The sequence below is a fragment of the Mucilaginibacter sp. P4_G9 genome, assembly GCF_056400985.1.
This window is the reverse complement of the sequence record NZ_JBFUKF010000040.1, coordinates 1-23,514: the sequence shown is the minus strand read 5'-3', so window position 1 is coordinate 23,514 and position 23,514 is coordinate 1. Positions and strand designations below refer to the sequence as shown.

Genomic DNA, 23,514 nt, shown 5'->3' with positions numbered 1-23,514 from the left:
CTTCTTCTACAGTCAGTATTTTTCTGATGGCTTGCGTATTTCTGCGGGAATATTGCTTCCATCCCTGGTGCTGCTGGAGTTTGGCCAGTTTGATCTTGGATTAACGTTGTCATTAGGTGCCCTTTGTATTTGTGTCATAGATAATCCCGGTCCGCTTACACATAAGCGTAATGCAATGGCCATCGGTAATTTATGCTTATTCCTGGTGGCGGTTGCAACGGGCTTCGCCAGGTTAAATGTTTATACCCTTGGTTTAGAGATCACCCTGTTCTCGTTCCTGTTCAGCATGTTTACCGTTTATGGTAACCGTGCAGCATCGGTAGGTACATCATCATTACTTATTATGATATTTATGATGGATAAGGCCCTTGCCCCGTCAGAAGTACTGATGTATAGCGCCACTATATTGCTGGGAGGGGTATGGTATATGGTATTCAGCCTGGTATTTTTTGGTATCCGCCCTTACCGTGCCGCGCAGCAAACCCTTGGCGAAAACGTAGCCGATATAGCTAAATTTTTACGGATCAAAGCCGAGTTTTATAACACAGAAAGCGATATCGACGAAAATTACCGCAAGCTGGTATCGCAGCAGATACAGGTGAGCCAGCACCAGGATGCCGTACGCGAGCTGTTGTTTAAAAGCAGGCTGATGGTGCGGGAATCAACCGGGGCAAGCAGGATCCTGGTATTAACGTTTGTTGACCTGGTGGATATGTTTGAGCAGATAATGGCAACCCATTATGATTACAGCTCTATTCGCGAAAAGTTTAAAGATACCGGGGTATTAAATGAGATAGCCCGCATTTTGCACCATATGGCCGATGAACTGGAGGATATTGCCTATATCGTGCTATCAAACACCAGGCACCGCCATGTGATGGATTTTAATATAGAACTGGAGAAACTAAAGCTAAAGATAGATTCTATTGGTAAAGACCAGCAGGAAACCAGTAACCTGGTGCTAAAAAAAATCCTGATCAACCTGCGTAACCTCAGCGAAGGCATTAATAACATTTACAATTATTATAACTCCAAAACCGCCCAAAAATCAACCGAAATAAAGGGCGAAATTGAATACTCGCAGTTTGTAACCCACCAGGATTACGCGCCCCACATATTTTTCGATAATTTAACTTTAGGCTCTGGTGCATTTAAGCATGCGCTCAGGGTAGCCCTGGTTTGTTTGGCGGGCTTTATTACCGCCAAAACCATAGCACAGGGGCATCATAGCTATTGGGTATTGCTAACCATTATTGTGATACTAAAACCTGGCTTCAGCCTATCCAAACAGCGTAATTACCAAAGACTTATAGGCACCATCGGTGGTGGAGCCATAGGAATCCTGATATTGAGCTTTATACCCAATACAATTGTTCAGTTCATTTTCCTGATGATTTTTATGATAGGTGCTTACAGTTTTCAGCGGCTTAACTATGTTGTGAGTGTAATTTTCATGACGCCATACGTGCTCATCCTGTTCAAATTTTTGGGCGTAGGATTGCTTAATGTGGCCCAGGAACGGATATTGGATACCGCTATTGGCTCCTCTATTGCGTTTGTTGCCAGTTACCTTATATTCCCAACCTGGGAATTTGAAATGATAGAGGAAACCCTGCGCGAGGTTGTAACAGCCAATATCAATTACCTTATTACCATTGCCGAAAGCATTTCAGACAAGATTGTTGGCACTACAGCGTATAAGCTTGCCCGCAAAGATGTATATGTAAAATCGGCCAATTTATCGGCAACGTTTGAAAGGATGACATCCGAACCCAAAAGCAAACAGCGCAATGTAAAGGAAATACATAAATTTGTTGTACTTAATCATATTCTGTCGTCATATATCACCACCATTGCTGCCGGCCTTTTAAAAAACACGCACCGGCAACATCCCGAAGCATTAAAGCTCATTAAAAAAAATATTGCGGTACTAAACGAAACCAATAAAAAGCTTCACGGACAAAGTATTGAGTTTAATATTGGCAAAACCAATTCTGTACCCGAAGTTGAAAAACCTGTGCTTACGGCAGATGAAAGTTTATTGAAAGAGCAACTGGGATTTATAAATAAGATAAGCTACGATATAGCCAAGGTTACCGATAGCATTTTGAAGTAAGTTTGTTGCCGTATTGTTATATTGCAACAACAAACAACTTACGCCCTGCACGGTTTTATCATCAAACGGTTTTTTTAATAAATTTTATTATGGAACAGCGCGAATTGGGTACATCGGGTATAAAAACCGCTCCCCTGGTTTTGGGAGGAAATGTTTTTGGATGGACAGTTAAAGGCAACGATATAGCTTTATTATTGGATGCATTTTTAGATGCAGGTTTTAACGCCATTGATACAGCCGATGTATACACCCGCTGGGTACCCGGCAATAAAGGCGGCGAATCAGAATTGGAAATTGGTAAATGGCTTAAGCAAAGCGGTAAGCGCAATAAAGTTGTTATAGCAACCAAGGTAGGTGCCGAATTTGCTGCCGGTAAAAAAGGGCTTAAAAAGGATTATATTATAAAAGCAGCTGAAGATTCGTTGACCAGGCTGCAAACCGATTATATAGACCTTTACCAAGCGCACTATGACGATCCGTATACACCAGTTGAAGAAACGCTTGAGGCCTTTGACCAATTAATAAATAGTGGCAAAGTAAGGGCAATAGGCGCATCTAATTTTTCTGTTGAAAGGCTGCATGAATCACTTAAAACAAGTCGTGAAAAAGGCCTGGCCAGCTACCAGAGCCTGCAGCCCGAGTATAACCTATTCGATAGAGAAAAATACGAGACCAGCATTGAGCCATTCATCAAAGAACAAAATATAGGTGTTATCAGTTATTTTTCATTAGCAAGCGGGTTTTTATCTGGTAAATACCGCTCCGGCGCTGATCTGGAAGGCAGTAATCGTCCTTCTTTGGTAAAAAAATATTTAACCGAAAGAGGCATGCGCATTTTAAAAGCACTTGATGAAGTATCGGCACAGTATAATACTAAACCCGCCGCCGTAGCCTTAGCCTGGTTAATTGCCCGGCCTACCATAACAGCACCAATTGCAAGCGCCACAAGCATACCTCAATTGAACGAGCTTACCCTGGCAACTACCTTACAGTTAAATAATGAAGCAATTGATGCGCTGACCAACGCAAGTTCATATTGATGTTCTTAAACTGCACGCTTTAACCAACGCCCGCCTTTTTTATCTCTTCCTACCTTTTTTAACATTAATTTTTTAAGCGAGTTAATTTCCTAATAATCAGTATTATATAATAATTTACTTGTTAAACAATTTTGTGCAGGTATTTTACTATTTTAACAATAAAAGCATTTTTTCAAAAAATCTCCCTTAATTAGCCTATCCTTTTTGATGGATTTTACGTAAAAACCCCTATAATTAATTTTTTAACTTAAATGGAGAAGCTAAAACAAATTATTGGTTATGGCGATTCTCGATTGTCTCTTGAGAATAAACTCTTTAATGCTATTACTTTATTCGTTTGCCTGATTAATATTATATCGCTGATAATAAACATTTTATTAGGGTTTGGGCTGGGTTTAATCCTGGCAAATTGTTTTGTGTTTTTATTTTCGGCATTTACCTATTACCAAAGCCGTTTTAAAGGCTATAAAGAAACCCATGTATATATTTTCATAGGCATGGGTATAGCTGTGGTTTTCCCTGGCTGGTTTTATAACGGGGGCATACACGGCTCAACCACCCAAATAGCTGTTTTTTTAATTGTACTGATAACCTTGCTGGTGAAACAGCGTTACCACTATATTTTTATAAGTATCCTCTCGGGTGTATTTATTGCCTGTTATCTGCTCGAAAAAGCGCACCCACAATGGATTTCGGCAGCTTCAGATGAATCGGCAAACCAATTTGACCTTATATCATCGGCAGTTACAAACATTGTACTGGTGGGCTTGCTGATAGGATTTATCAAAAAAAGTCACGAAGCCGATAAGCGCGACCTTGTTCACAAAAGCGAAGAGCTGCAAAAATCGCAAATTGCGTTACAGGCTTCGAAGGAAGAGGCAGAAGCCGCTACATTTGCCAAATCGAATTTTTTGGCCAACATGAGCCACGAAATACGCACACCACTTAACGGCATCATAGGGGCTTCACAATTACTGTCGAGGTCGGCATTATTGCCCGATCAGCAGGAACTTTTACAAACGCTGCAAACAAGTGGCAATTTGCTTATTAACATTATCAGTGATATCCTGGATATCTCTAAAATAGAGGCCGATAAATTAATCATCTCTCCTGTTACAACCAACATAAGGCATTGTGTTAAAACTGTAATTGATATTAGCCAGCCCGGAATTACCAATCAACATAAACCTATTGTACTCAGTTATATAGTTGATGATAATGTGGAACAATTTGTTAAAGTTGATGAAGGCCGCCTGCAGCAAATTTTAGTTAACCTGATAGGTAACGCCATCAAATTTACGGATGAAGGCGCGGTTACTGTAACAGTAAAAGGATCTGAAATAAAAGATGGCGTACAGGATATCAGCTTCCATGTAAAAGATGATGGCATTGGTATCAGCCAGGAATCGTTAACGCAGCTGTTTAAGCCATTTACGCAGGTAAATACCACCGCGCTCCGCAAATATGGCGGTACCGGGCTTGGTCTTTCCATTTGTAAAAAGCTGGTTGAATTAATGCATGGTAAAATATGGGTCATCAGTAAAGAAGCAGAAGGGTCTATGTTTATTTTTAGTTTGCCGCTGCAGGTAACCGGCGAAGAGTTAGTTGCCGAACTAAAACCAGCCGATAAAGAAACTTTTCATTACCGTCCCTTACGGATCTTATTGGCCGAGGATAACAAAATGAACCAGCTTATAGCAAGTAAGATTTTTAAAAAAGTTGGTTACAATATCGACATTGCCGAAAACGGTTTAGATGCCATCAGGATGAATGACAGCCAGCAATACGACCTTATCTTCATGGATATCCAGATGCCCGAAATGGACGGTTTGCAGGCCACCAGGAGCATTATTAAAAAGCACGGCAAGAGCGCACCGCCCATTATAGCCATGACGGCCAATGTATTAAGCGAAGATGAAAACGAATGCACCATGGCCGGCATGAAAGATTTTGTGAGCAAGCCATTTACATTTGAACGTTTAGAAAACGTGATCCAGAAATGGACGAGCGCTTAATTGGTTGAAAACCAAAAATCAGTAAATAGTACCATTCAAAATAAGTATAGTACCATTAAAACTATGGTATTGTATGTAATTTTGATTCATGATACAAAGCATCCCGGTATATGATATTTGCTCCCTGTCTGACGTAAGGCAGGATGACCTGCTGGTGAGCCGTTTTGCTGCTTACCTGGATATACATAAAAACCTGTTTTTCCCCCATCGGCATTCTTTTTATCACCTTGTATTGTTTACTGATGGTGCCGGATCACATACCATCGATTTTGAAAGCTTCGAGGTAAAACCTGGTCAAATTTATTTTATGATTCCCGGGCAGGTACACTCCTGGCATTTTGATGGCTTTACAGATGGATATATCATTAATTTTTCCGAATCATTTATCCAGTCGTTTGTGTTACAACCCGGTTATCTGAATAACTTTTCATTCTTCAGCGGAAGTTTAAAAGATGCGGTGATTAATCTGCCAGCCGATAGTTTTGATATGGTTAAAGCTTTATTTGAGGGTATACTCTCAGAGATCATTAAACCGGCCCAATCGGGCAGCGATATGGTGAGGCTGTTGATGTTGCAGATGTTTATCCATATCAACAGGCTAAACGCAAAACAGGATATCACGGGTAAATTAACCTACAACCAAACCCTGCTCAAAAACTATCAGAATTTAATTGAGCAGCATTATACCAATATCAAATTACCAAAGGATTATGCCGAATTGCTGTATATCACCCCAAACCACCTTAACGCGGTTTGTAAAGACTTGCTGGGCCTCTCGGCCGGCGAATTGATCCGTAACCGTACCTTATTGGAAGCCAAGCGATTGTTGACCAATCCACAGCTTAGCATCAGCGATATTGCATTTAAACTAAACTTCAGCGACAACTCGTATTTCACCAAGTTTTTTAAAAAAACAGAGAATATTACCCCCGAGGAATTTCGCAAACAAATATTGAAAAATTAATAATTATACGATCATGGAAAATACCCAATATAAATTAGCTGCCTGGCCTGCAATAGTGCATGCCAAATGCCCGCGCTGCCGCAGGGGCAATCTGTTTGCAAACAGCATGTATGGTTTTAAAGGACAGGTAATGAATAAAACCTGCCCGCATTGCGGCTTAACCTATGAACGCGAACCTGGTTATTTTTATGTAGCCATGTTTGTGAGCTATGCCTTAAACGTTGCCGAAATGGTTACCATTGCCGTGGCCATACATGTATTAACCGGCAGCAGCAATCCCTGGTTGTATTGTGCCATTATACTGAGTGTAGCTGTATTGTTATCACCGTTTAATTTCAGATATTCGAGGGTTGTTTTGCTTCACTGGCTTACCCCGGGCCTGCATTATCATCCCGAAATGAGTAAGGATAAATTATAAATGGTTAAACCCTGTTCCCCGCTTTCTGTCAAAACTACAACAGTTCACATTTACCGGACTTCAAATTTTTGAACAATGAAAGCGAAATTAAACACCATAAAAAACGACATGTACAGGGTATTTATATTAGGTAATGCCGATAACGTACAATTAGCCAAAGCATACTTTTTATTAGCTATCCCTCTTTTAACAGTAATTTTTACTTTGGGGCATTTTGAATATTAGTATTAAGTCAACGGTACTAAGTCGTAAGTTATAAGCCGGATTTGTTCTTTTTTGACTTCGAACTTAAGACTTTAGACTAAAGGCTAATGTCAATTCAAGGTTGACACGACACTAATCCCTGCAGGTTTTTATCCTGGTCATCAAAACAAGACAGCCATTACATTTCTGTAATGGCTGCTTGCAACTGTTTCCCTAACTAAATTATACTAACTATTAACTAAACTACTTATTTAATTTTTTTAAGTGTGCCGAAATAATTGAGTGCTACTTGAAAGTTATTCGAATAGATGGTTCTTTGGCGTGCAAAATCTCCTGCACTGTGCAGCATTAAACCTGAATATACCGGGGTATTATCTTTTAATTTGGCAAGTACAACCGGACCACTCTCGTTGGCTGCAAATGTTGAATCTTTCGATTCATAATTATTGGATTCTGGTGAAGGAAATTCATCTGCTTGTGATTTACTTTGAGGATCTGAAGCAAACATATTAGCACAGGCAAGCAATATGAGTGTCGTAAACACAAAAAATAAAAAGTGGTAAAATAATTTCATAGCGATAGGTGTATTAAATGTAGACTTAGGTAATCAATGAACGTTCTATCAAAGATAAGGTTTGATATACAAAAAACATATAGGGATTTCACTGAAAATGCATACGTAGTTTTACGCAATTTTTAAGGAAAATAGTGTTTTATTGGCATTATTTATAGGAAACATAGCGGGAATTGCTTTTTTTGTAACAAATCTATTACAATTCAGTCTCCCTGAACCTGCTTATCTGATTTAACGGATTACCATAATTTTTGACTAAATTGTATGGCAATTTTATTAACCACTCACCACTCACCATTATCTATACCCCGCCGCCTGCAGGTCAAATAACCCGGCATAACGCCCGCCTTTAAGCAGCAACTCTTCGTGACTGCCAATTTCTACCAGTTCGCCCTTTTCCAATACAAGAATCCTGTCGGCCATACGTACCGTACTGAAGCGATGTGATATCAGCACTGCCGACCGGCCTTTGGTAAGCTCGGCAAAGCGTTCAAAAACGTTAAATTCGGCGCGGGCATCAAGTGCCGATGTTGGCTCATCAAGTATCAGTAATTGCGCATCGCGCATGTACGCACGGGCAAGGGCAACCTTTTGCCATTCGCCGCCCGATAGTTCAACACCATCGGCAAAGCGTTTACCCAATTGCTGGTCATAAGCGTCGGGTAATTTGGCTGCAAGCACGTCAGCAAGGCTTTGCCTGGCCGAATTCACTATCAACGGCCTGTTATCCTGCTCGCTTATTTTACCAACAGCTATATTTTGTGCAAAACTCATCTGGTAGCGTAAATAATCCTGGAAAATGATCCCTACATTAAGCCGCAGATCGGCAAGGTCATAATCACGCAGATCAATACCATCCAGCAAAATACGGCCTTCCGTAGGGTCGTAAAGGCGGGATAGTAATTTTACCAGGGTGGTTTTCCCAGCTCCGTTCTCGCCTACCAGGGCAAGTTTTTCGCCGGGATATAGTGTAAAATTCAAATGCCGGTTGGCCCACTTGTCGGTATTTACATATCTAAAACCCACATCCTCAAAAGTAAAACCCTGCTGTATGGTTTTAGGGAAGGGCAGTGCGTTTTCTGTCCGTTTTATTTTAGGTTCTATCTCAAAAAATTCAAAAAAATCGCGCAGGTAAATAGCACCCTGCGATACCGCGGTAAAACGGGTAAGGATCCCTTCTAACAAAGCGCGCAACTGACGGAATGAACCTGCCAGGAAAGCCAGCTCGCCAATAGTAACGCTACCCTGCACTGCCCTCATAATAATAACCACATAGGCCCCATAATAGCCCAAACTACCCAGCATAGCAAAAAATGTTCCCCATAACGAGCGTTTAACAGCAAGGCGCTTATTATCGTTGTAAAACTTGCCCGATAGCTGTTTAAAGCGATTGATAATAAAATCCGAAAGATCAAAGATCTTTACTTCTTTAGCGGTTTCATCGCTGGCGCCAAGGTAGCGGATGTAATCAAGCTCACGGCGTTCGGGTGTCTGGCCCCGGGTGAGGGCATAACTTATGTCGTTAAAATACGATTCGCCCAAAAAAGCCGGGATTATGGCAATTAACAACAAAACAATGAGCCATGGATTAAAGGTCATTAACCCTACAGCCAAAAAACCCATAGTAATGAGGTCCTGCACCTGGCTCATTACCTGCGATAGTAATATGGTGCGGCCTACGGTTTGTTGCCGGGCACGTTCCAGTTTATCATAAAACACCGAATCTTCAAACTGGTCAAGGTCAAGCGTGGCGGCATGCGCCATAATTTTTACCGAAGTATGGTTGCTAAACAAGTCGCCAAGCAGGCTATCCATAAGGGTAATAGCGCGGCTTAGCGCATCGGTTAAAATTGCCAGGGCAAACTCCAATCCTACCAGCTCCCAAAGTTCGGTCATGTCTTTAACCGGGCTATGGCTTATAGTAACCACCTTATCAATAATGAGCTTACCAACATAAAGTAAACCCAGGGGCATTGCCGAGCGAACAATACGCAGCAGGCCATTAACCACTGTCATCCATCGGCTGGTTTGCCATACCAGTTTAAAAAATGCGGGCAGGTTGCGCAACGCGTCGAAACGCTCCTTTAAAGTTACTTTGGTATTTATGGTATTTTTTGGCGGACGGTCGGTATTCAATATAAAGTCTTTCTTTGTTTAATGTGTTTAAACAAATTTACTTAATTGTTAAGGGTGTTTATCCCGAAGTGCCTTTATTTTACATAGCATTAGCAATAGGGGGGCCGCCGTATCTATTCCTGTCGCGTTTGCCAAAAACTTTTGTCATCCTGAACGCAGTTATACGCCATGCTTCTTCGCTTTGTAGAGTTTGCGAATAGATCCTTCACTGCGTTACCCATGACGTGTTTGGTTTTACACAAACATCCGCTTAAACGCTGGCCACGACTCACCCCGGCTACGCTATGCTGGCCGACCCTCTCTCCGGCTTACGCCGCATAGAGGGTGAAGCTCATTTTTTGTTTTAGTGGGCGTAGCCTCGCCGGGGTGAGTCGACTCGCCGCCATGCGCTATACGTCATTCCCTTTCAGCGTTTCGCGGAATTTTACAACTCAGGATGACAAGTCTATAACTTGCTGATTATCAGCATTGAAAAAATGTCATTTTCAATGCGATTATTTGTAAGCAAATAAAGGTTACTTAGACTAGCAGCCCTCTATACCTTACCTTGAAAATCTAATACGTCATAGTAGTAACCACAAAGTGTTGAGTGGGCACAAACGCTTACTTATCCGAAGGATTCTTCTTCTTATCCAACAACATATTCACCATTTTAATTAAACGGTCTTCACGTGTTTTTTCCTGTTTGGCGGTTAATATCCACAATACATATTCTTTTTTATTGCTGTAGGAGAGCTGCTGAAACCAGGCCAGGGCAACAGGTTGCTGTTCAAGAGCATATTTGATATAATCGGGGAGGGTTATGATCTTATTATCAACATCAACATAAGCACTATACTCGTTATTACGGATACCTTCATTGCGGCCTTCGGAGGTTTTAACCTGTTCTATTGGTCGAAAGCGTAACGCTGTCCAGGTTTCATTCACAGCGGCAGAAGCAACGGGGCGCAGGCCGTATACCGTGGGTTCATCCCAACTACTCATCATCTCCAGGTCGGTAACTATGTTGGAAGTTTTTTTAGGGTAAATAATCCAGAAAACGGTATCAGCCTTCAACAATGGAACAATTACTTTAAGCTCGGTTGTCAGCTCCGCACTATTAGTAACAAATAACAGAATCCCGTTGAAATCGCCGACAGTATTAAACGTTACCTGGGCACCATCGGGCAGGGGAGTTAAACTATCCAAAAAATTAGCCGGGGCGTTATAAAGCAGCCAGTGTGATTCGGGTTTTATTTGTAGTTTTTTAGCTAAGGCGTTCATCGGTTTATTTTAATGGCGATAGCTAATTTAGGAAATATGTTTTGCATATGTAATTACAAGTGGTAAGATCGAAAGACGCCGGGTTAATTGATGTGATAAGTTTAACCCGATAATATTATTGGGGCTCCGTTGAGGGCTTCGCCGTTTTAAAACTTTGCAGGTCTTTAACCACATGCAAACTGCCAGCTACTTCACCACCAGCTTTGCAAAAAAATCCCAAAGTACAATGCCTGCAGAAACTACAATGTTGAATGAATGTTTAGTGCCAAACTGGGGGATCTCGATACAGGTATCTATGTTTTGCATCACTTCGTCGCTCACACCGTTTACTTCGTTGCCAAATATAAGCGCGTATTTTTTTGCGGGATCGGGAATGAATTCATTGAGCATCGTACTGTTTTCGGCCTGCTCAACGGCGATGATCTGGTAACCATCGCGGCGCAGTTGTTCAACGGCCTGCAATGGGGTTTCATAATAGATCCAGTTTACAGATTGGGTGGCGCCAAGCGCGGTTTTCTCAATTTCGCGGTGGGGAGGTTGAGCGGTAATACCGCAAAGGCAGATTTGCGTTACGGCAAATCCATCCGAAGTGCGAAAGATAGAGCCGATATTGTGCATACTGCGCACATTATCCAATACCACAGTAACCGGCAGCTTATCCTGCTGTTTAAATTCATCAACCGAAGCACGGTTCAGCTCATCTAACTTTAATTTGCGCATATAATTTGTCCATGGTTTGTAATCCACAAACCACGGACAAAAGTATTAAAAAGTGCTTAACTAACCACTGCGTTTAACAAGCCTACACCGTTACCAATCAGTGAGCTGTATACTGATGGCGCGTAACCTATTTTATTGGTATAATATTCGGTAACGCCTTTGCTGTAATCTTCAAATGCATCACCTTTTACCAAAGCAATCGCGCAGCCGCCAAAACCGGCACCTGTCATACGGGCACCAGCAACGTTGGGATTGGTTTTACTGTATTCGGCCACAGTATCAAGTTCGATACCACTTACTTCGTACAAATCGCGCAGCGAATCATGAGATGCATACATGAGTTTGCCAAACGCAGCTAAATCATTATTGGCCAAAGCCCTGGCGGCAAGTTTTACCCGGTCGTTCTCTTCAATAACGTGTTTGGCACGATTAAGCACAACAGCGTCAGTAATCAGATGTTGGTATTTTTTTAGCGTTTCTGCATCAATATCGCACAAGTGGTTGATATTCAGTTCCTGCTGAAGGGCGGTTAAGGCCATCTTGCATTCTTCTACGCGTTCATTATATTTTGATTCGGCCAGTTTACGGGGTTTGTTGGTGTTGATAATGGCCAACACGTAATCGCCCAGGTTGCTGTCAACAGCCTCATAATCCAGGGTGTCGCAGTTAAGCATCAGCGCTTTGTTTTTTTCGCCAAAGGCAACAGCAAACTGGTCCATAATACCGCAGTTTACGCCAATGAAGTTGTTTTCTACTGATTTGGAAAGTTTTACCAGGTCAAGCTTGCTGTAGCCGCTGCTGAAAATATCATTGAGCGCAAAAGAGGTGACTACTTCTATAGATGCAGAAGATGACAAGCCCGAGCCGATAGGAATATCGCCATAAAACAGCATATCCAAACCCTTAAGCTCATGGCCGTCTTTCACAAAACTATTGATAACGCCAATAGGGAAGTTAAACCAGTGTTCGCCTTTTTTTACATAGGATTTTTGCAAAGGGACATCTTTTTTGTCGGAAAAATTTAAACTCCTGAAACGGAAAATGCCATCTTCATTAGGTGAGGTTAGCAGGTATGTACCAAAAGTAATTGCGCACGGCATAACCAGGCCGCCGTTGTAATCAATATGTTCGCCAATAAGGTTTACACGCCCTGGCGAAAAGTAGGCGTTGTCGGCTTCTTTGTTAAAAATCTTATTAAATTCCTGGTGCAAAGTGTTCTTCATTATTCAGGTTAGTTTATTGGAAAACAAATATTGTAAAAATTGTCAACTTTACAGTTATAAATATAAATTAATTTGAAAAAAACGTCAAATTAGAGGATATGTCGTAAAATTTTGTCTGCATTTTTAATTTTATAGCTTTACAGCCACCAAAACAGGCAGAAACCTGCCCGACAGGTTAGCTAATTAATTACCAAATTTTAACCCCATGAAACAATACCTGGTTACCGGATATGACTATACCGACGAAGGCGCGCTGCAACGCCGCATGAATGTACGCCCGCATCACCTTGATGGTGCCAAAGCTCTTAAAGCAAGTGGAAATTATGTTTTAGGCGGCGCTATATTAAATGATGAAGGTAATATGATAGGCTCGGTGATGATACTGCAATTTGAAACCGAAGAGGAGCTTGATGCCTGGAAACAAAACGAGCCTTACATTACTCAAAAGGTATGGGAATCTGTTGATGTAAAGCCATATAAAGTAGCGGCGGTTTAGTTAGCACCGGGCAGTATGCACCAGAGAAGGAATTGCAAGTTGTAAAATTTCGCGAAACGCTGTAGCGGGAATAACGTTTTAAACTGTTTTTTGCAAAAAACGCCATTGCTTCGGCAATTGCATTTTGAGTAACCTATCTCCCCAGTTTCCATCTTTTCATTTGCCAATAGCCATCACTGTCTTTTGTATAAAAAGCGGTGTAACCAATTCCCATCATGTTAAAATCAAATGAGAATTCATTTACGGAAGGATCATCGGGTAAAAAGTTTGGTAATACGCTGTTGGCAACTAAGGCTATATGTTCGCCCAGCTCATCTTTTTCTGCCTTTGATACTTTAATCCCGATATTTTTAATGTATTCATTAAAGTTAGCAAACCTGTAATCGGGTTGGATAGATGATTCATCTTTAAGCTTACGGGCGGCGTTAAAAGTTTCTTCCAGGCTTTGTTGTTTGTAGGCTTCCATAGCCTTAAGAAGGTCGGGGGCAGATATTTCGGGCATGCCATCTGCACCGGCGGTGTAAAAGCTGTTTAGTATTTCTTCTTTGGTTTTCATGTTCATTATGTCGCTTTCAACTAAAACAAAAGGATGCCATAAACATAATGACATCCTTTTGCTTTTTTCTGCTTAAAAAGAAGTTTTTTATACTTCGCCCAGCGTGTTTAATATATCTATATCATCCTCTGATAATTGGATATCGGCAGTTTTCATATTTTCTTCCAGGTGTTCAACGCTTGATGTGCCCGGAATTAACAAAATATTTGGCGAATGGTGCAACAACCAGCTTAATGCAACCTGGTGAATGGTGGCGTTATGCTTATCGGCTATACGTTTCAATACTTCCTCGCCCTGTACGTTACCGCCGCCCAGCGGACACCATGGGATCAAGGCTATATTATGGTCGCGGGTATATTCCAATTCGGCCTCCCATTTACGGTTATCAACGCTGTACATGTTTTGTACCGATACTACCTCGAAAAACTCCTGCGCTTTTTTTATTTCGTCTATACTAACTTCGGATAGGCCGATGTGTTTGATTTTGCCTTCCTGTTGTGCTTTTTGTAAAAACGCAAACGATTTTTCGGCCGGTACTTTTGGGTCTATACGGTGTAGCTGGTAAAGGTCGATTCTTGGTAGTTTTAAGCGCTTCAGGCTGCCTTCCAGTGCCTGCATTAAATGCTGGGGCGATGAATCAATAGGCCATTCGTCTGGGCCGGTACGCAGCAAGCCGCCTTTAGTGCCAATAACCAATTTGTCGGGGTAAGGTGAAAGGGCCTGGGCTATTAACTCTTCAGATATGTTAGGGCCGTAGCTATCGGCCGTATCAATAAAATTTACGCCCAGTTCGACCGCACGTTTTAATACGCGGATACATTCATATTTATCGGCCGGAGAGCCCCAAATGCCTTTACCGGTAATGCGCATGGCGCCATAGCCCAGGCGGTTTATAGTGAAATCGCCGCCTAAACTAAAAGTTTTTTCAAATGAACCTGTTGTAGTAGCCATAATGTTGGTGTTGGTTATAAATTCAACTCAAATATGGCCGCATTGTTTAAGGAAAATAAACATAATTCATTATAAGTATCAGGTAGTTAGTATCAAGTATCAAAATCTTGATGCCATACCGGTACCTGATACTAACTACATGCTGCTAAAAAGCTATCTTTCCGCTAAAAAAGAAATCCAAATGACCGATCAAAATTTTGCCAATCACAGGCGTCATGTAACAGGCTATCATTATGTGCTAAATGTTTTCATTTTAGCGGGATTTATATTAGCAATAATAAATGTAGTAAAGCAATGGCAAACCAACGGGCAGATTACCTCAGTGCTGCTTTTACTTGTTTTTGTTTGCTTCTTTTTTATATTCTGGTTTATGCGTGCATTCCCCTTGAAAGCGCAGGACAGAGCCATACGCGCCGAAGAAAGCCTGCGATATTTTATACTTACCCGCCAACCCTTAAGCCGCCACCTTACAATTGGCCAGATAGCTGCCTTACGTTTTGCACCTGATGAAGAAATGGTACAACTTGTTGAAAAAACATTAACCGAAAACCTTAAACCGAATGATATTAAAAAAGCTATCCAAAAGTGGAAGGCCGACCATCACCGGGTATAATAAATTGTTATCGCTGTGATTAGGGTTATTAGTTAATTATACCAGTTATGGACATAAATTGAGGCTTTGTTCATTTTAACCACCTACCTCCATGCTCCCAAAATAGCACCCATCAGCGTTAACGATACCAGGCTGTAGCCGCCATTAATAAATATCAACCGCCAGCTTTTTAGCTCGAACAGGCTCATGATGGCAATGGCGCTAAATGTCCAGATGCCGGCCAGGAAACCTGCAGCTGTACCCCAGGCTAAGTCGGTTTTGGCATCAGCTAAAAACGCAGCAAGGTTTGCAGCCATAATTAAGGAGAACAAGGCCGTCATCCCGAATGATCGTAATTTGCTTGCTGCTTTTAATTCATCAACGTTGAGTTTATTGTCGGCTACCCAGGTGTTGGCAAACAGCACAGGCGAATACCAGATACCACCAACTAAAAACGAAGACAGGGCAGCTACTATAACCGCCAGCCAATTAATTAATGAAGGATTCATGATGATAAGTTTATGTGTTTAATAAAATTAAACTTTTTTTACGATAAAAGAGGAAAGGATGTTCGGAGAAGACTTTCGGACAAAGGACTTTCAGAAAAAGGATTTTCGGACAAAAGACTAAAAGATATTTGGATAAAGGATGAAAAGAAAAAGGACAAAGGATATGTTCCTTTGTCCTTCCGTCCTTAATCCCTTGTCCGAACGTCTTTTGTCCGAACGTCCTTCGTCCGAACGTCCAAAAAACTTACTTCACATTAAAGCGTACTACCTGCCTGCCTAAGTTGCCATCGCCGTCAATGCCTTCAATTATTGCACGGTATGAGCCGCGTGCGTCGCTGTTGTAAAAGCTAAAGGTTGCCACGCCGTTTTTATCGGTAATGATCTTTGGGTTCCAGTAAATGGTGTTGCGCAGATCGAGACCTATAACACTGCTTTTACCCACCTCATATTTAGGTACATAAAAATCTTTTGCTTTGCTATAGCCTTGTACGGCAAACGTAATTACGTTTTGCTTTGGTATAAGCGCCATCAGCTGCGAAAGAGAGATCTTTTGTTTTTTAACAATTCTTTTATTAATAACCAGTACACCATTTGTATTGCTTAGCCGGTTAATTCCACTTAAACCATCTTTCATAAATATCTCTACCGATTCAACCTCGTCGCCGGTAATGGTAGATAAAAAGCTAACCTCAACAGGCATACTGCCTACATAAATTTGTACCGGCAGCTTTTTACCCTGGTTATAATCGCGGGTAACATAAAAGTTATTATCAACATATGTTAAACCCAGGGCCATTGTGCTTAAGCAGTTGATCAAAATAGGACATCCTTTTAACTGATCGGAATTTATTTCGTGATCAGCCTGCGGACTTAAACCCGAAAAGGTGCCATAATCACTATGGCTTGCTTTTTTAACAACGGTTTTGGCCTTTATCACTACCTCTTTAAGCACCCTTGAACTTTGGTATTGTTTACGGCTGTTTTCAAGATAAGGGCGTATAACACTATCGATATTTACTATTTCATCGGCTACGTTGTTGTTTTTGCTGATCTTCTGATAAATTTCGCCGTTTACATTGATCACCATGTTTTTACTGTTTACGTTATTACGGGCGCTCAGGGTAATCTTTGAAGTATCTCTCACAGCCACATCCGCGAATTTAAAATTACCCGACATGTCTGTTAGCGTTTCGGCCGAGAAATTATTATCAGGAACAAGCAGCCTGATACTGCCTTTACTTACCGGTAAACCTGTATTGGTACGCAATATACCCGATACTTCAATGCCCTGCTCGGGAGCCACATAAATTGGCGGGGTTTTATCGGCCAGGATATCCTCAAAACTAAAACGGCTGTAGCCCTGGGTAAGCATCAGGATATCAAGGTTATCCAGTTTTTCCTGGTCGGGTTTGTTAAAGTAGTAGTTGGGTTTTTCTATGTAGCCTTTCAGGTCTGATGTTAAAAGGATGTTGCTTAAAATGGTTTGCTCATTGTTTTCATCTGATGGTATGGTAGCATCATCCAAAACAGCAACCGAAAAACTGCCTATAACAGGAGCGGTTTTGTTAAGTGCCGTTACTGACATTTTTACATTTTGCCTTACGGTATAGGATGGTTTATCGGTTTTTAAAGTAAGACTTAACTGATCATTATGCTGAATGAAAACTACGCGCTGACACAAAGCATAGCCACCTGATGAAAAAAGCGTTACCTGCAAAATACCCGTAGGGAACTTATTTTTAGGGATATTGGCCGAATAGCTAAGGTTTTGCAGCACTGTTGAAGCAGCATAATAAATAATGCCGCCGCTTTGCGCTACCAGGTAAAAGCTTTTGTTTTGCTTACGCTGTAAAAATACATCATTGGCCGATATTTTAACAGTCAGGTTTTCAGGGTCGTTATTATAAGCAGCCAGGCTTATGCCCATATTTTGTACCCGGGGCAGTTTATAAGTAGCTGTTGAGCCGTTTGGAAAGGTAACGTTTGCCGTATAGATCTTACCACTTTCGGGTGTTATGCCAAATACGCCCATACCCAAATGACTTGATGCAAATGTGGCAACTTCGGCACCTTTATCATCGGTAATATTTCCTTTAACATCTGCACCCAAACCTTTTGCGTTAATGGCCTTAAATGCAATTTTTGTACGTATGCCATTGGTTAACTGCCCGCTTTCGGGAAAAAACTGTACATCAAAATTAGTAATGGAGCCGTTTAACGGGAAAGTGTTGGTAACAAACTGGCGGTCGCCCATATCAATAGCTGTTACTAATGATCCGGATGTAATAGTTTCTGCATTATTTTCTGGAATCTCTACCAAAAGGTTGCCGTTGGCATCTGTTGTGCCCCGACCTTTGCTTACGGCATCGCCGTTGCGTACCAATTGCCAGTTTACTTTTTTATCGGCATAGGGTACGCTCGATGGATTTTTATAGAGGATGTTTGCATTAAGCTTTATAAGCCCACCTTTTTTACCCGAACTTTTGAAGGATATATAGGTGTTTACCTTGTTATCAATGGCATTGCCTACATTTATGGTACGGTCAAAAAAATAATCCGGATCAAAATTGCGCATCCAGTTTGTATAGGCCCTTATCCTATAGGCACCCTGCTTAAATGTTTCGCCGTCGAGCGTTATATTGCCGTTGGCAAAACCGTTTTTGAGCCGTAATCTAAGACCTGCCAGTACCGAATCCTGGCTATTAAGCAGGTCGACATACACAATACCGCTAAGTGCGGATGGCTGGTGTTTTTCAACAGTAACATAAGCCTTAAGCCAAATGGTATCGCCGGCGGCATAGTAAGGTTTATCTAAATGAAGGTAAACCTTTTCGATAGGGAACGCTGCCGAATATTTGGAGGTTTTTTCGATAATGGTGTTAATGGGGATGCTATCCTGCTGGGCCAGTGCGGCTAAACTAAAAGATAATAACAGGGATACTACGAGTAAAAATTTTCTTGATATCATTAATATAATATAAAGCGGCTAACGGGGCTAATATAAACATTTAGGGTTGTTGCATACCGGGCACACATATGATTTAACATTTTTTTACAACCCGGCAGAATTTTGAACGAAGTTTTATAGGTTAAATTACACGTACTGGTACGCAAAATTGCCTAATAACGTACTTCGCAGCCCGAAAGGTAAGGGCAATTATGTGCACAGGTTTTATAATAACATAATTGTTACTTTTTATGCCACCAAAACAAACCCTGTAATACAGTTGGCTGCTATTTGGCTGCTGCGGTTTTTCCTTCCACATGCACAGATATCATACTGGAATGTACTATTCCAAGCGTTGATCCTGGTTTAACATTTAAGTAAAATTTAAAATAGCTGTCCATAATACCGCTCGCCATCCGGCTGTAGGCCTGCTCAAATTCGGGGCCGCTTAAGCCAAGGTCAATAAGGGGTATACCATAATACATCCCGCCTTTATCATCAACATACATGGTGAAAGAGTAATAAAAATCCTTATAAGCCTTATTAATAACAATATCATAAGTAGGATCGAGATAATCATCAGATGGGTCGAAATTGTTTTCAATTTCGGGTTTGGTAGTACGGCGGGTAACTTTTACCTGCGGGCTTTTGCTGATAAGTTCAACTGGTTGCCTGGCTGAAAATGCTTTTTTATAATCCCTGTTTGCCTTTAAAGCTATAGATTGGATGAACAGGGTATCCTGGCGGCTTGGGCGCCTTAATATGGATGTATCACTGTGCAATACGTTTTTTACATAGTTGTCTGCAAAAAAACGCATGTACACCTTGGTGCCTTTAATATCCAGCGAATCGCCTTTTTGTTTAATGATCTCGAGAACAAGGCTGTCTTTACTGATTTTTTGAACCTTTAACCATGATCGTGCCGCATTAAAAATAGAGTCGTAACCGCGGGTGAGCGGAAAGTTGATAAAAGCTCTTTTTGTAGGACTGTATATGCTTACAGAATCGTCTGACACAAACTTCATTTTCCATTGAGGCTCCAGCTGGTAGCCATATTCATTAAACGAAAGCCCGTTTTTTTGCCTGCGGGATACTTCTGAATAATTGATACCATTATAGGGCTTAAAATCTATGAGTTGCTTTTTACCTTTATTGGGGCCGCCGCAACCTGTTTGGATAATTGAAATAGCAGTAAGCAGCGTAAAACCAACCAGCTTTAATGTTTTTTTATTGATAGATAGCATACGGCTTAAAGATATATATAATTCAATAAACCGGTAAAATGATGAAGGATTTTTGGATAAAAGACAAAAGACAATAGTGTCGTTGCAACCTAAATTGATGTAGCCTTTAGTCGAAAGTCTTAAGTTCGATGTCAAAAAAGAGCAAATCCGGCTTATAATTTACTACCCAGTACTGTTGACTTAACGCTACTCACTTTTTAAGCTTTTTACAGGATTAGCAATGGCTGCTTTTATAGTTTGAAAGCTTGATGTAATCATCGCCACAATTAGCATTCCGCCGCCACTTAACGCAAATATCCACCAGCTTACAGGGGTGCGGTCGGTAAAGCTTTGTATCCATTTATTTATGGCCAGCCAGGCAATCGGGGTTGCTACCATAAACGCAAGCATAATAAGTAAAACCAACTCTTTTGATAACAGCGTCACTATCTGGCCAACGGAGGCGCCTACTACTTTACGGATGCCAATCTCTTTGGTGCGTTGGTTTGTAGTGTATATGGTAAGGCCTAAAAGGCCCAGGCAACTGATTAATATAGATAAGCCGGTTGTCCAGCTAAGTAGGGTAGAGGTGCGTTGTTCGCTTTCATAAAACCTGGCTATATTTTCGTCAAAAAAGTGAAAATCAAAATCTTGCTCCGGGTAGGCTTGTTTCCATTCGCTTTGCATAGCTGCGATGGCTTTTTTCCAATCGCCGGGGGTAGTTTGTGGGTTTAAGGCGATATGGAACGTTCTGTTAAAATATTGTCCACCCTGGACTATCAGTATTACAGGTTTAATTACGTTATGTAGCGATGACTGATAAAAATCTGCAAGTACACCGGTAACTTGTCTTTTGCCATGAAAGGTTATGGTTTTTCCAATCGCATCGGCAGGATTTTTAAAACCAATTGCTTTGGCATAGGTTTCATTAATGAGCATGCCGCTTAGGGTATCACGTTGTTCCAACGTTCTGCCTTTTATCAATTTTAAATGATAAATCCTGGTGTAATTTTCATCACCGTACTTTGGCAATACATCTGTTTTAATCTCTTTTGTGCCATCGTTGTAAGTGGATTGCTGCATATCTGTATAATCAGATGCCGGCGCATCAATGCCCATACTCAACTGCTTAACCTGTGGAATAGCCATTAATTTGTTTCTGAAAAAGTGCTGAACTTGCATCGAACGGTTTTGCCACGGAGTTTCTATAATCAGAATAGCATCTTTTTTATAACCCAAATCTTTGTGTAATGCATAATATACCTGTTTACTAACCAACAATGTTGCCATCACAAAAAATTGTGCTATAACAAACTGCGTAACTGTTAAACTTTTGCGCAAAAAAGCGTTCCTGGTTTGTGTACTATCAAAACGCGACTGGTTTTTAAGCACCTGCAGCGTTTTATAGCCCGATAGCACCATAGCCGGGTAAATACCTGCGATAAGACTTACCGTAATTGTTAAGGCGGATAAAAACAAAATAAGGTTTAACCTGGTAAAATCGGCCTTGATACCAGCGGGTATAAAGCCCGAGAATATGTTGAGCAACACGGGGGTAAGGGCTACTGCAATTAAAACAGCAAAAAGTGTTACAAAAAAAGTTTCAAACAAAAACTGCAATACCAGCTGCTTGCGGCTACTACCCAAAGTTTTTCGGATACCTATTTCCCTGGCCCTTTGTGAAGCCTGAGCAGTTGTTAAGTTGATAAAATTGATGCAGCCCAATAGTAACAACATAATTGCAATTGCAATTAAGCCATACAAAGTTGGCTTGCTGGCTGTAGACCGGTTGTAAAATATGCCGTACCTGTTATCGAAATGGACATCGGCCAACGGCTGTAAATGAAGCTGGTAAGACTGGCTTTTGAATAACTGATCTGTAACAGTATGGGCCTTTAATATAGTATTTAACTGTTTTTCCACCGAGGAAGCAGAGGTACCTGCTGATAATTTTATAAAATATTGGTCCCAGGCCAAATTTGTATTGGGGTGCCAATCGGCAAACTTATATTTTAAGTCTTTATTAGCCTTTAATGTATTTAAGGAGATAAAATCATGAAAAGCAAGATCAGTATTGCCGGCGGGTAGTTCCACAATGCCGGTAACAACAGATGTTTGTTGATCATAATGCCTATCGTAAATGATTGTTTTGCCTATTACTTCGGCAGGAGATAGATTGGGGAAATACAGTTTAGCTCTGGCGGCGGTTAAAACCACCTGGTTAATACCGGTTAACGCCGTTTTTGCCGAGCCAGCAAGCCAATGGTAATTGAACAGCTTAAAATAACGTTCATCAGCATAAAGCATATCGTCCTGTTCTTTATAACGCGTTGCAGCGGCCTGCCCATTAGATATCACAACATCAAGGTGCGCGAGGGTTTCAAAAGGGGCAGCTTTTTCTATCCCGGTGGCTTGCTTTTCTGCCTCATCTGGCAGAGGCCATGATGAGGCGCTGCTATATGATAAATTGCCATTAACCGTGTAACTGGTTACTACACGATAAATGCGGTCGCCATCTTTATGGAATTTATCAAACGTAAAATCAAAATGTACAATGAGGTAAATGACCAACGCGGCGCTAACGCCTACAGATAAGCCAATGATGTTAATAAGCGTGAAAAGTTTGTGGCGCCAGAAATTTCTAATGGCAAATTTAAAATAGTTTTTAATCATAGGTATTACTATGGTCTGCAGATCACGCGTTTAATGTTAATTCAATAAATTTAATTGGCTCAGTTTATAATTTAAAGTTTAACTAAACCCCCGTTTTTCCTTCCACGTGTACATTGATCACACTTGCATGGGGCGTCCCAAGGGTTTTACCCGGAATCACCTGCAGATAATATTTAAGATAACCATCCATAACCGACTGTGAAAGACGGATGTAATTATCTTTAAAAGATTTGTCGAAAAAAGGTATTAATGGTTTGCCGTAGTGCATCTGTCCGGCTACATCAACAATAACGGTGAATGAATAATAAAAGTTAGTATTTGCTTTGCTGATGGCAATGTCATATGTTGGGCTCATATAATTGTCAGTGGTATCGAAATGATTAAACAGGTCGCCCTCTGCAACCCATTTTTTTACCCTTACCTGTGGGCTTTTGCTAATAAGTTCAACCGGTTGCCTTGCCGAAAAAGCTTTCTTATAATCTTTACTTGCAGCGTCTGATAATGATCTTACAAATGAAGAATCTTTACTTGTAGGCTTTTTTAGTTTTGCTGTATCGCTATGAAGTTCGTTTTTGATGTAATCATCTGCATAAAAGGTCATGTAAACTTTGGCGCCCCCTGTATCAACGGTATCACCGTAGGCTTCAAGTATTTCCAGCTTAAGGCTGTCTTTGTTCATTTTTTTAACCTTGAGCCATGTTCTGGCGGTGTTAAAAATAGAATCGTACCCACGGGTGAGCGGGAAGTTAATAAACCGACCCTTTGTGGGGCTGTAAATGCTTACAGAATCATTAGAAACAAAATTTATTTGCCATTGCGGCTCCAGTTGGTAGCCGTTCGTATCAAAGGAAAGCCCATTTGCGGTGCGCCGGGAAATTTCTGTATAACTAATCC

Annotated in this window: 20 protein-coding genes; 8 read left to right on the top strand and 12 right to left on the bottom strand. The window is 41.1% G+C overall.

The window, feature by feature from the left end; translation table 11 throughout:
* From AC1DPZ_RS06150 to AC1DPZ_RS06125, 6 genes are all read left to right on the top strand, one after another.
* Nucleotides 1-2,116: FUSC family membrane protein (locus tag AC1DPZ_RS06150; protein WP_477401958.1), on the top strand; the 2,116-nt coding region annotated here is incomplete at its 5' end.
* A gap of 89 nt (nucleotides 2,117-2,205) precedes the next feature.
* Complete coding sequence (locus AC1DPZ_RS06145) at nucleotides 2,206-3,156, top strand: aldo/keto reductase (RefSeq protein WP_477401957.1); 951 nt, start codon at nucleotides 2,206-2,208, stop codon at nucleotides 3,154-3,156.
* Between the two features lie 251 nt (nucleotides 3,157-3,407).
* Nucleotides 3,408-5,171 carry an ATP-binding protein gene (locus AC1DPZ_RS06140; protein WP_477401955.1) on the top strand — a complete coding sequence of 588 codons (1,764 nt, stop codon included), beginning with the start codon at nucleotides 3,408-3,410 and terminating at the stop codon, nucleotides 5,169-5,171.
* 88 nt (nucleotides 5,172-5,259) lie between these two features.
* Nucleotides 5,260-6,135 (top strand): AraC family transcriptional regulator, encoded by an 876-nt coding sequence (locus AC1DPZ_RS06135; RefSeq protein WP_477401954.1) that lies wholly within the window; start codon nucleotides 5,260-5,262, stop codon nucleotides 6,133-6,135.
* Between the two features lie 13 nt (nucleotides 6,136-6,148).
* Nucleotides 6,149-6,553 (top strand): DUF983 domain-containing protein, encoded by a 405-nt coding sequence (locus AC1DPZ_RS06130; protein ID WP_477401952.1) that lies wholly within the window; start codon nucleotides 6,149-6,151, stop codon nucleotides 6,551-6,553.
* A gap of 75 nt (nucleotides 6,554-6,628) precedes the next feature.
* Complete coding sequence (locus AC1DPZ_RS06125) at nucleotides 6,629-6,778, top strand: hypothetical protein (RefSeq protein ID WP_477401951.1); 150 nt, start codon at nucleotides 6,629-6,631, stop codon at nucleotides 6,776-6,778.
* A gap of 226 nt (nucleotides 6,779-7,004) precedes the next feature.
* On the opposite strand, the gene AC1DPZ_RS06120 is transcribed toward AC1DPZ_RS06125, so the two are convergent.
* From AC1DPZ_RS06120 to AC1DPZ_RS06100, 5 genes are all read right to left on the bottom strand, one after another.
* Nucleotides 7,005-7,331, bottom strand: coding sequence for a hypothetical protein (locus tag AC1DPZ_RS06120; RefSeq protein ID WP_477401950.1), 327 nt, complete (start codon nucleotides 7,329-7,331; stop codon nucleotides 7,005-7,007).
* Nucleotides 7,332-7,628: 297 nt separating this feature from the next.
* Entirely contained in the window at nucleotides 7,629-9,467 is a 1,839-nt protein-coding gene (locus AC1DPZ_RS06115) for an ABC transporter ATP-binding protein (RefSeq protein WP_477401949.1), read from the bottom strand.
* A 603-nt stretch (nucleotides 9,468-10,070) separates the two neighbouring features.
* The gene (locus tag AC1DPZ_RS06110) at nucleotides 10,071-10,730 is read right to left on the bottom strand and encodes a YdeI/OmpD-associated family protein (protein WP_477401947.1); all 660 of its coding nucleotides are present in this window, start codon (nucleotides 10,728-10,730) and stop codon (nucleotides 10,071-10,073) included.
* Between the two features lie 186 nt (nucleotides 10,731-10,916).
* Complete coding sequence (locus AC1DPZ_RS06105; RefSeq protein WP_477401946.1) at nucleotides 10,917-11,450, bottom strand: RNA methyltransferase; 534 nt, start codon at nucleotides 11,448-11,450, stop codon at nucleotides 10,917-10,919.
* Between the two features lie 56 nt (nucleotides 11,451-11,506).
* Complete coding sequence (locus tag AC1DPZ_RS06100) at nucleotides 11,507-12,673, bottom strand: galactokinase (RefSeq protein WP_477401944.1); 1,167 nt, start codon at nucleotides 12,671-12,673, stop codon at nucleotides 11,507-11,509.
* A gap of 205 nt (nucleotides 12,674-12,878) precedes the next feature.
* Here AC1DPZ_RS06100 and AC1DPZ_RS06095 point away from each other — a divergent pair, with 205 nt between their 5' ends.
* A complete protein-coding gene (locus AC1DPZ_RS06095; RefSeq protein ID WP_477401943.1) occupies nucleotides 12,879-13,169 on the top strand; it encodes a YciI family protein in 291 nt (96 codons plus the stop codon).
* 133 nt (nucleotides 13,170-13,302) lie between these two features.
* On the opposite strand, the gene AC1DPZ_RS06090 is transcribed toward AC1DPZ_RS06095, so the two are convergent.
* Nucleotides 13,303-13,725 carry a hypothetical protein gene (locus tag AC1DPZ_RS06090; RefSeq protein ID WP_477401942.1) on the bottom strand — a complete coding sequence of 141 codons (423 nt, stop codon included), beginning with the start codon at nucleotides 13,723-13,725 and terminating at the stop codon, nucleotides 13,303-13,305.
* An 87-nt stretch (nucleotides 13,726-13,812) separates the two neighbouring features.
* Nucleotides 13,813-14,676, bottom strand: a complete 864-nt coding sequence (locus AC1DPZ_RS06085) for an aldo/keto reductase (protein WP_477401941.1) — start codon at nucleotides 14,674-14,676, stop codon at nucleotides 13,813-13,815.
* Between the two features lie 181 nt (nucleotides 14,677-14,857).
* Here AC1DPZ_RS06085 and AC1DPZ_RS06080 point away from each other — a divergent pair, with 181 nt between their 5' ends.
* Complete coding sequence (locus AC1DPZ_RS06080) at nucleotides 14,858-15,289, top strand: DUF6526 family protein (RefSeq protein WP_477401940.1); 432 nt, start codon at nucleotides 14,858-14,860, stop codon at nucleotides 15,287-15,289.
* Between the two features lie 83 nt (nucleotides 15,290-15,372).
* On the opposite strand, the gene AC1DPZ_RS06075 is transcribed toward AC1DPZ_RS06080, so the two are convergent.
* The 5 genes from AC1DPZ_RS06075 to AC1DPZ_RS06055 all read right to left on the bottom strand — a co-directional run.
* Nucleotides 15,373-15,777, bottom strand: coding sequence for a DUF1761 domain-containing protein (locus AC1DPZ_RS06075; protein ID WP_477401939.1), 405 nt, complete (start codon nucleotides 15,775-15,777; stop codon nucleotides 15,373-15,375).
* A gap of 244 nt (nucleotides 15,778-16,021) precedes the next feature.
* Nucleotides 16,022-18,745 (bottom strand): carboxypeptidase regulatory-like domain-containing protein, encoded by a 2,724-nt coding sequence (locus AC1DPZ_RS06070; RefSeq protein WP_477401938.1) that lies wholly within the window; start codon nucleotides 18,743-18,745, stop codon nucleotides 16,022-16,024.
* Between the two features lie 266 nt (nucleotides 18,746-19,011).
* Nucleotides 19,012-19,968 (bottom strand): hypothetical protein, encoded by a 957-nt coding sequence (locus tag AC1DPZ_RS06065; RefSeq protein ID WP_477401937.1) that lies wholly within the window; start codon nucleotides 19,966-19,968, stop codon nucleotides 19,012-19,014.
* Between the two features lie 186 nt (nucleotides 19,969-20,154).
* A complete protein-coding gene (locus tag AC1DPZ_RS06060; protein WP_477401935.1) occupies nucleotides 20,155-22,620 on the bottom strand; it encodes an ABC transporter permease in 2,466 nt (821 codons plus the stop codon).
* Nucleotides 22,621-22,702: 82 nt separating this feature from the next.
* A partial coding sequence (locus AC1DPZ_RS06055; protein WP_477401934.1) for a hypothetical protein occupies nucleotides 22,703-23,514 on the bottom strand: 812 nt, incomplete at its 5' end.

What these genes read in the sequence shown, in the direction of transcription:
- AC1DPZ_RS06145 (WP_477401957.1), top strand. Translation starts at nt 2,206, where the DNA reads ATGGAACAGCGCGAATTGGGTACATCGGGTATAAAAACCGCTCCCCTG.
- AC1DPZ_RS06140 (WP_477401955.1), top strand. Translation starts at nt 3,408, where the DNA reads ATGGAGAAGCTAAAACAAATTATTGGTTATGGCGATTCTCGATTGTCT.
- AC1DPZ_RS06135 (WP_477401954.1), top strand. Translation starts at nt 5,260, where the DNA reads ATGATACAAAGCATCCCGGTATATGATATTTGCTCCCTGTCTGACGTA.
- AC1DPZ_RS06130 (WP_477401952.1), top strand. Translation starts at nt 6,149, where the DNA reads ATGGAAAATACCCAATATAAATTAGCTGCCTGGCCTGCAATAGTGCAT.
- AC1DPZ_RS06125 (WP_477401951.1), top strand. Translation starts at nt 6,629, where the DNA reads ATGAAAGCGAAATTAAACACCATAAAAAACGACATGTACAGGGTATTT.
- AC1DPZ_RS06120 (WP_477401950.1), bottom strand. Translation starts at nt 7,331, where the DNA reads ATGAAATTATTTTACCACTTTTTATTTTTTGTGTTTACGACACTCATA.
- AC1DPZ_RS06110 (WP_477401947.1), bottom strand. Translation starts at nt 10,730, where the DNA reads ATGAACGCCTTAGCTAAAAAACTACAAATAAAACCCGAATCACACTGG.
- AC1DPZ_RS06105 (WP_477401946.1), bottom strand. Translation starts at nt 11,450, where the DNA reads ATGCGCAAATTAAAGTTAGATGAGCTGAACCGTGCTTCGGTTGATGAA.
- AC1DPZ_RS06100 (WP_477401944.1), bottom strand. Translation starts at nt 12,673, where the DNA reads ATGAAGAACACTTTGCACCAGGAATTTAATAAGATTTTTAACAAAGAA.
- AC1DPZ_RS06095 (WP_477401943.1), top strand. Translation starts at nt 12,879, where the DNA reads ATGAAACAATACCTGGTTACCGGATATGACTATACCGACGAAGGCGCG.
- AC1DPZ_RS06090 (WP_477401942.1), bottom strand. Translation starts at nt 13,725, where the DNA reads ATGAAAACCAAAGAAGAAATACTAAACAGCTTTTACACCGCCGGTGCA.
- AC1DPZ_RS06085 (WP_477401941.1), bottom strand. Translation starts at nt 14,676, where the DNA reads ATGGCTACTACAACAGGTTCATTTGAAAAAACTTTTAGTTTAGGCGGC.
- AC1DPZ_RS06080 (WP_477401940.1), top strand. Translation starts at nt 14,858, where the DNA reads ATGACCGATCAAAATTTTGCCAATCACAGGCGTCATGTAACAGGCTAT.
- AC1DPZ_RS06075 (WP_477401939.1), bottom strand. Translation starts at nt 15,777, where the DNA reads ATGAATCCTTCATTAATTAATTGGCTGGCGGTTATAGTAGCTGCCCTG.
- AC1DPZ_RS06070 (WP_477401938.1), bottom strand. Translation starts at nt 18,745, where the DNA reads ATGATATCAAGAAAATTTTTACTCGTAGTATCCCTGTTATTATCTTTT.
- AC1DPZ_RS06065 (WP_477401937.1), bottom strand. Translation starts at nt 19,968, where the DNA reads ATGCTATCTATCAATAAAAAAACATTAAAGCTGGTTGGTTTTACGCTG.
- AC1DPZ_RS06060 (WP_477401935.1), bottom strand. Translation starts at nt 22,620, where the DNA reads ATGATTAAAAACTATTTTAAATTTGCCATTAGAAATTTCTGGCGCCAC.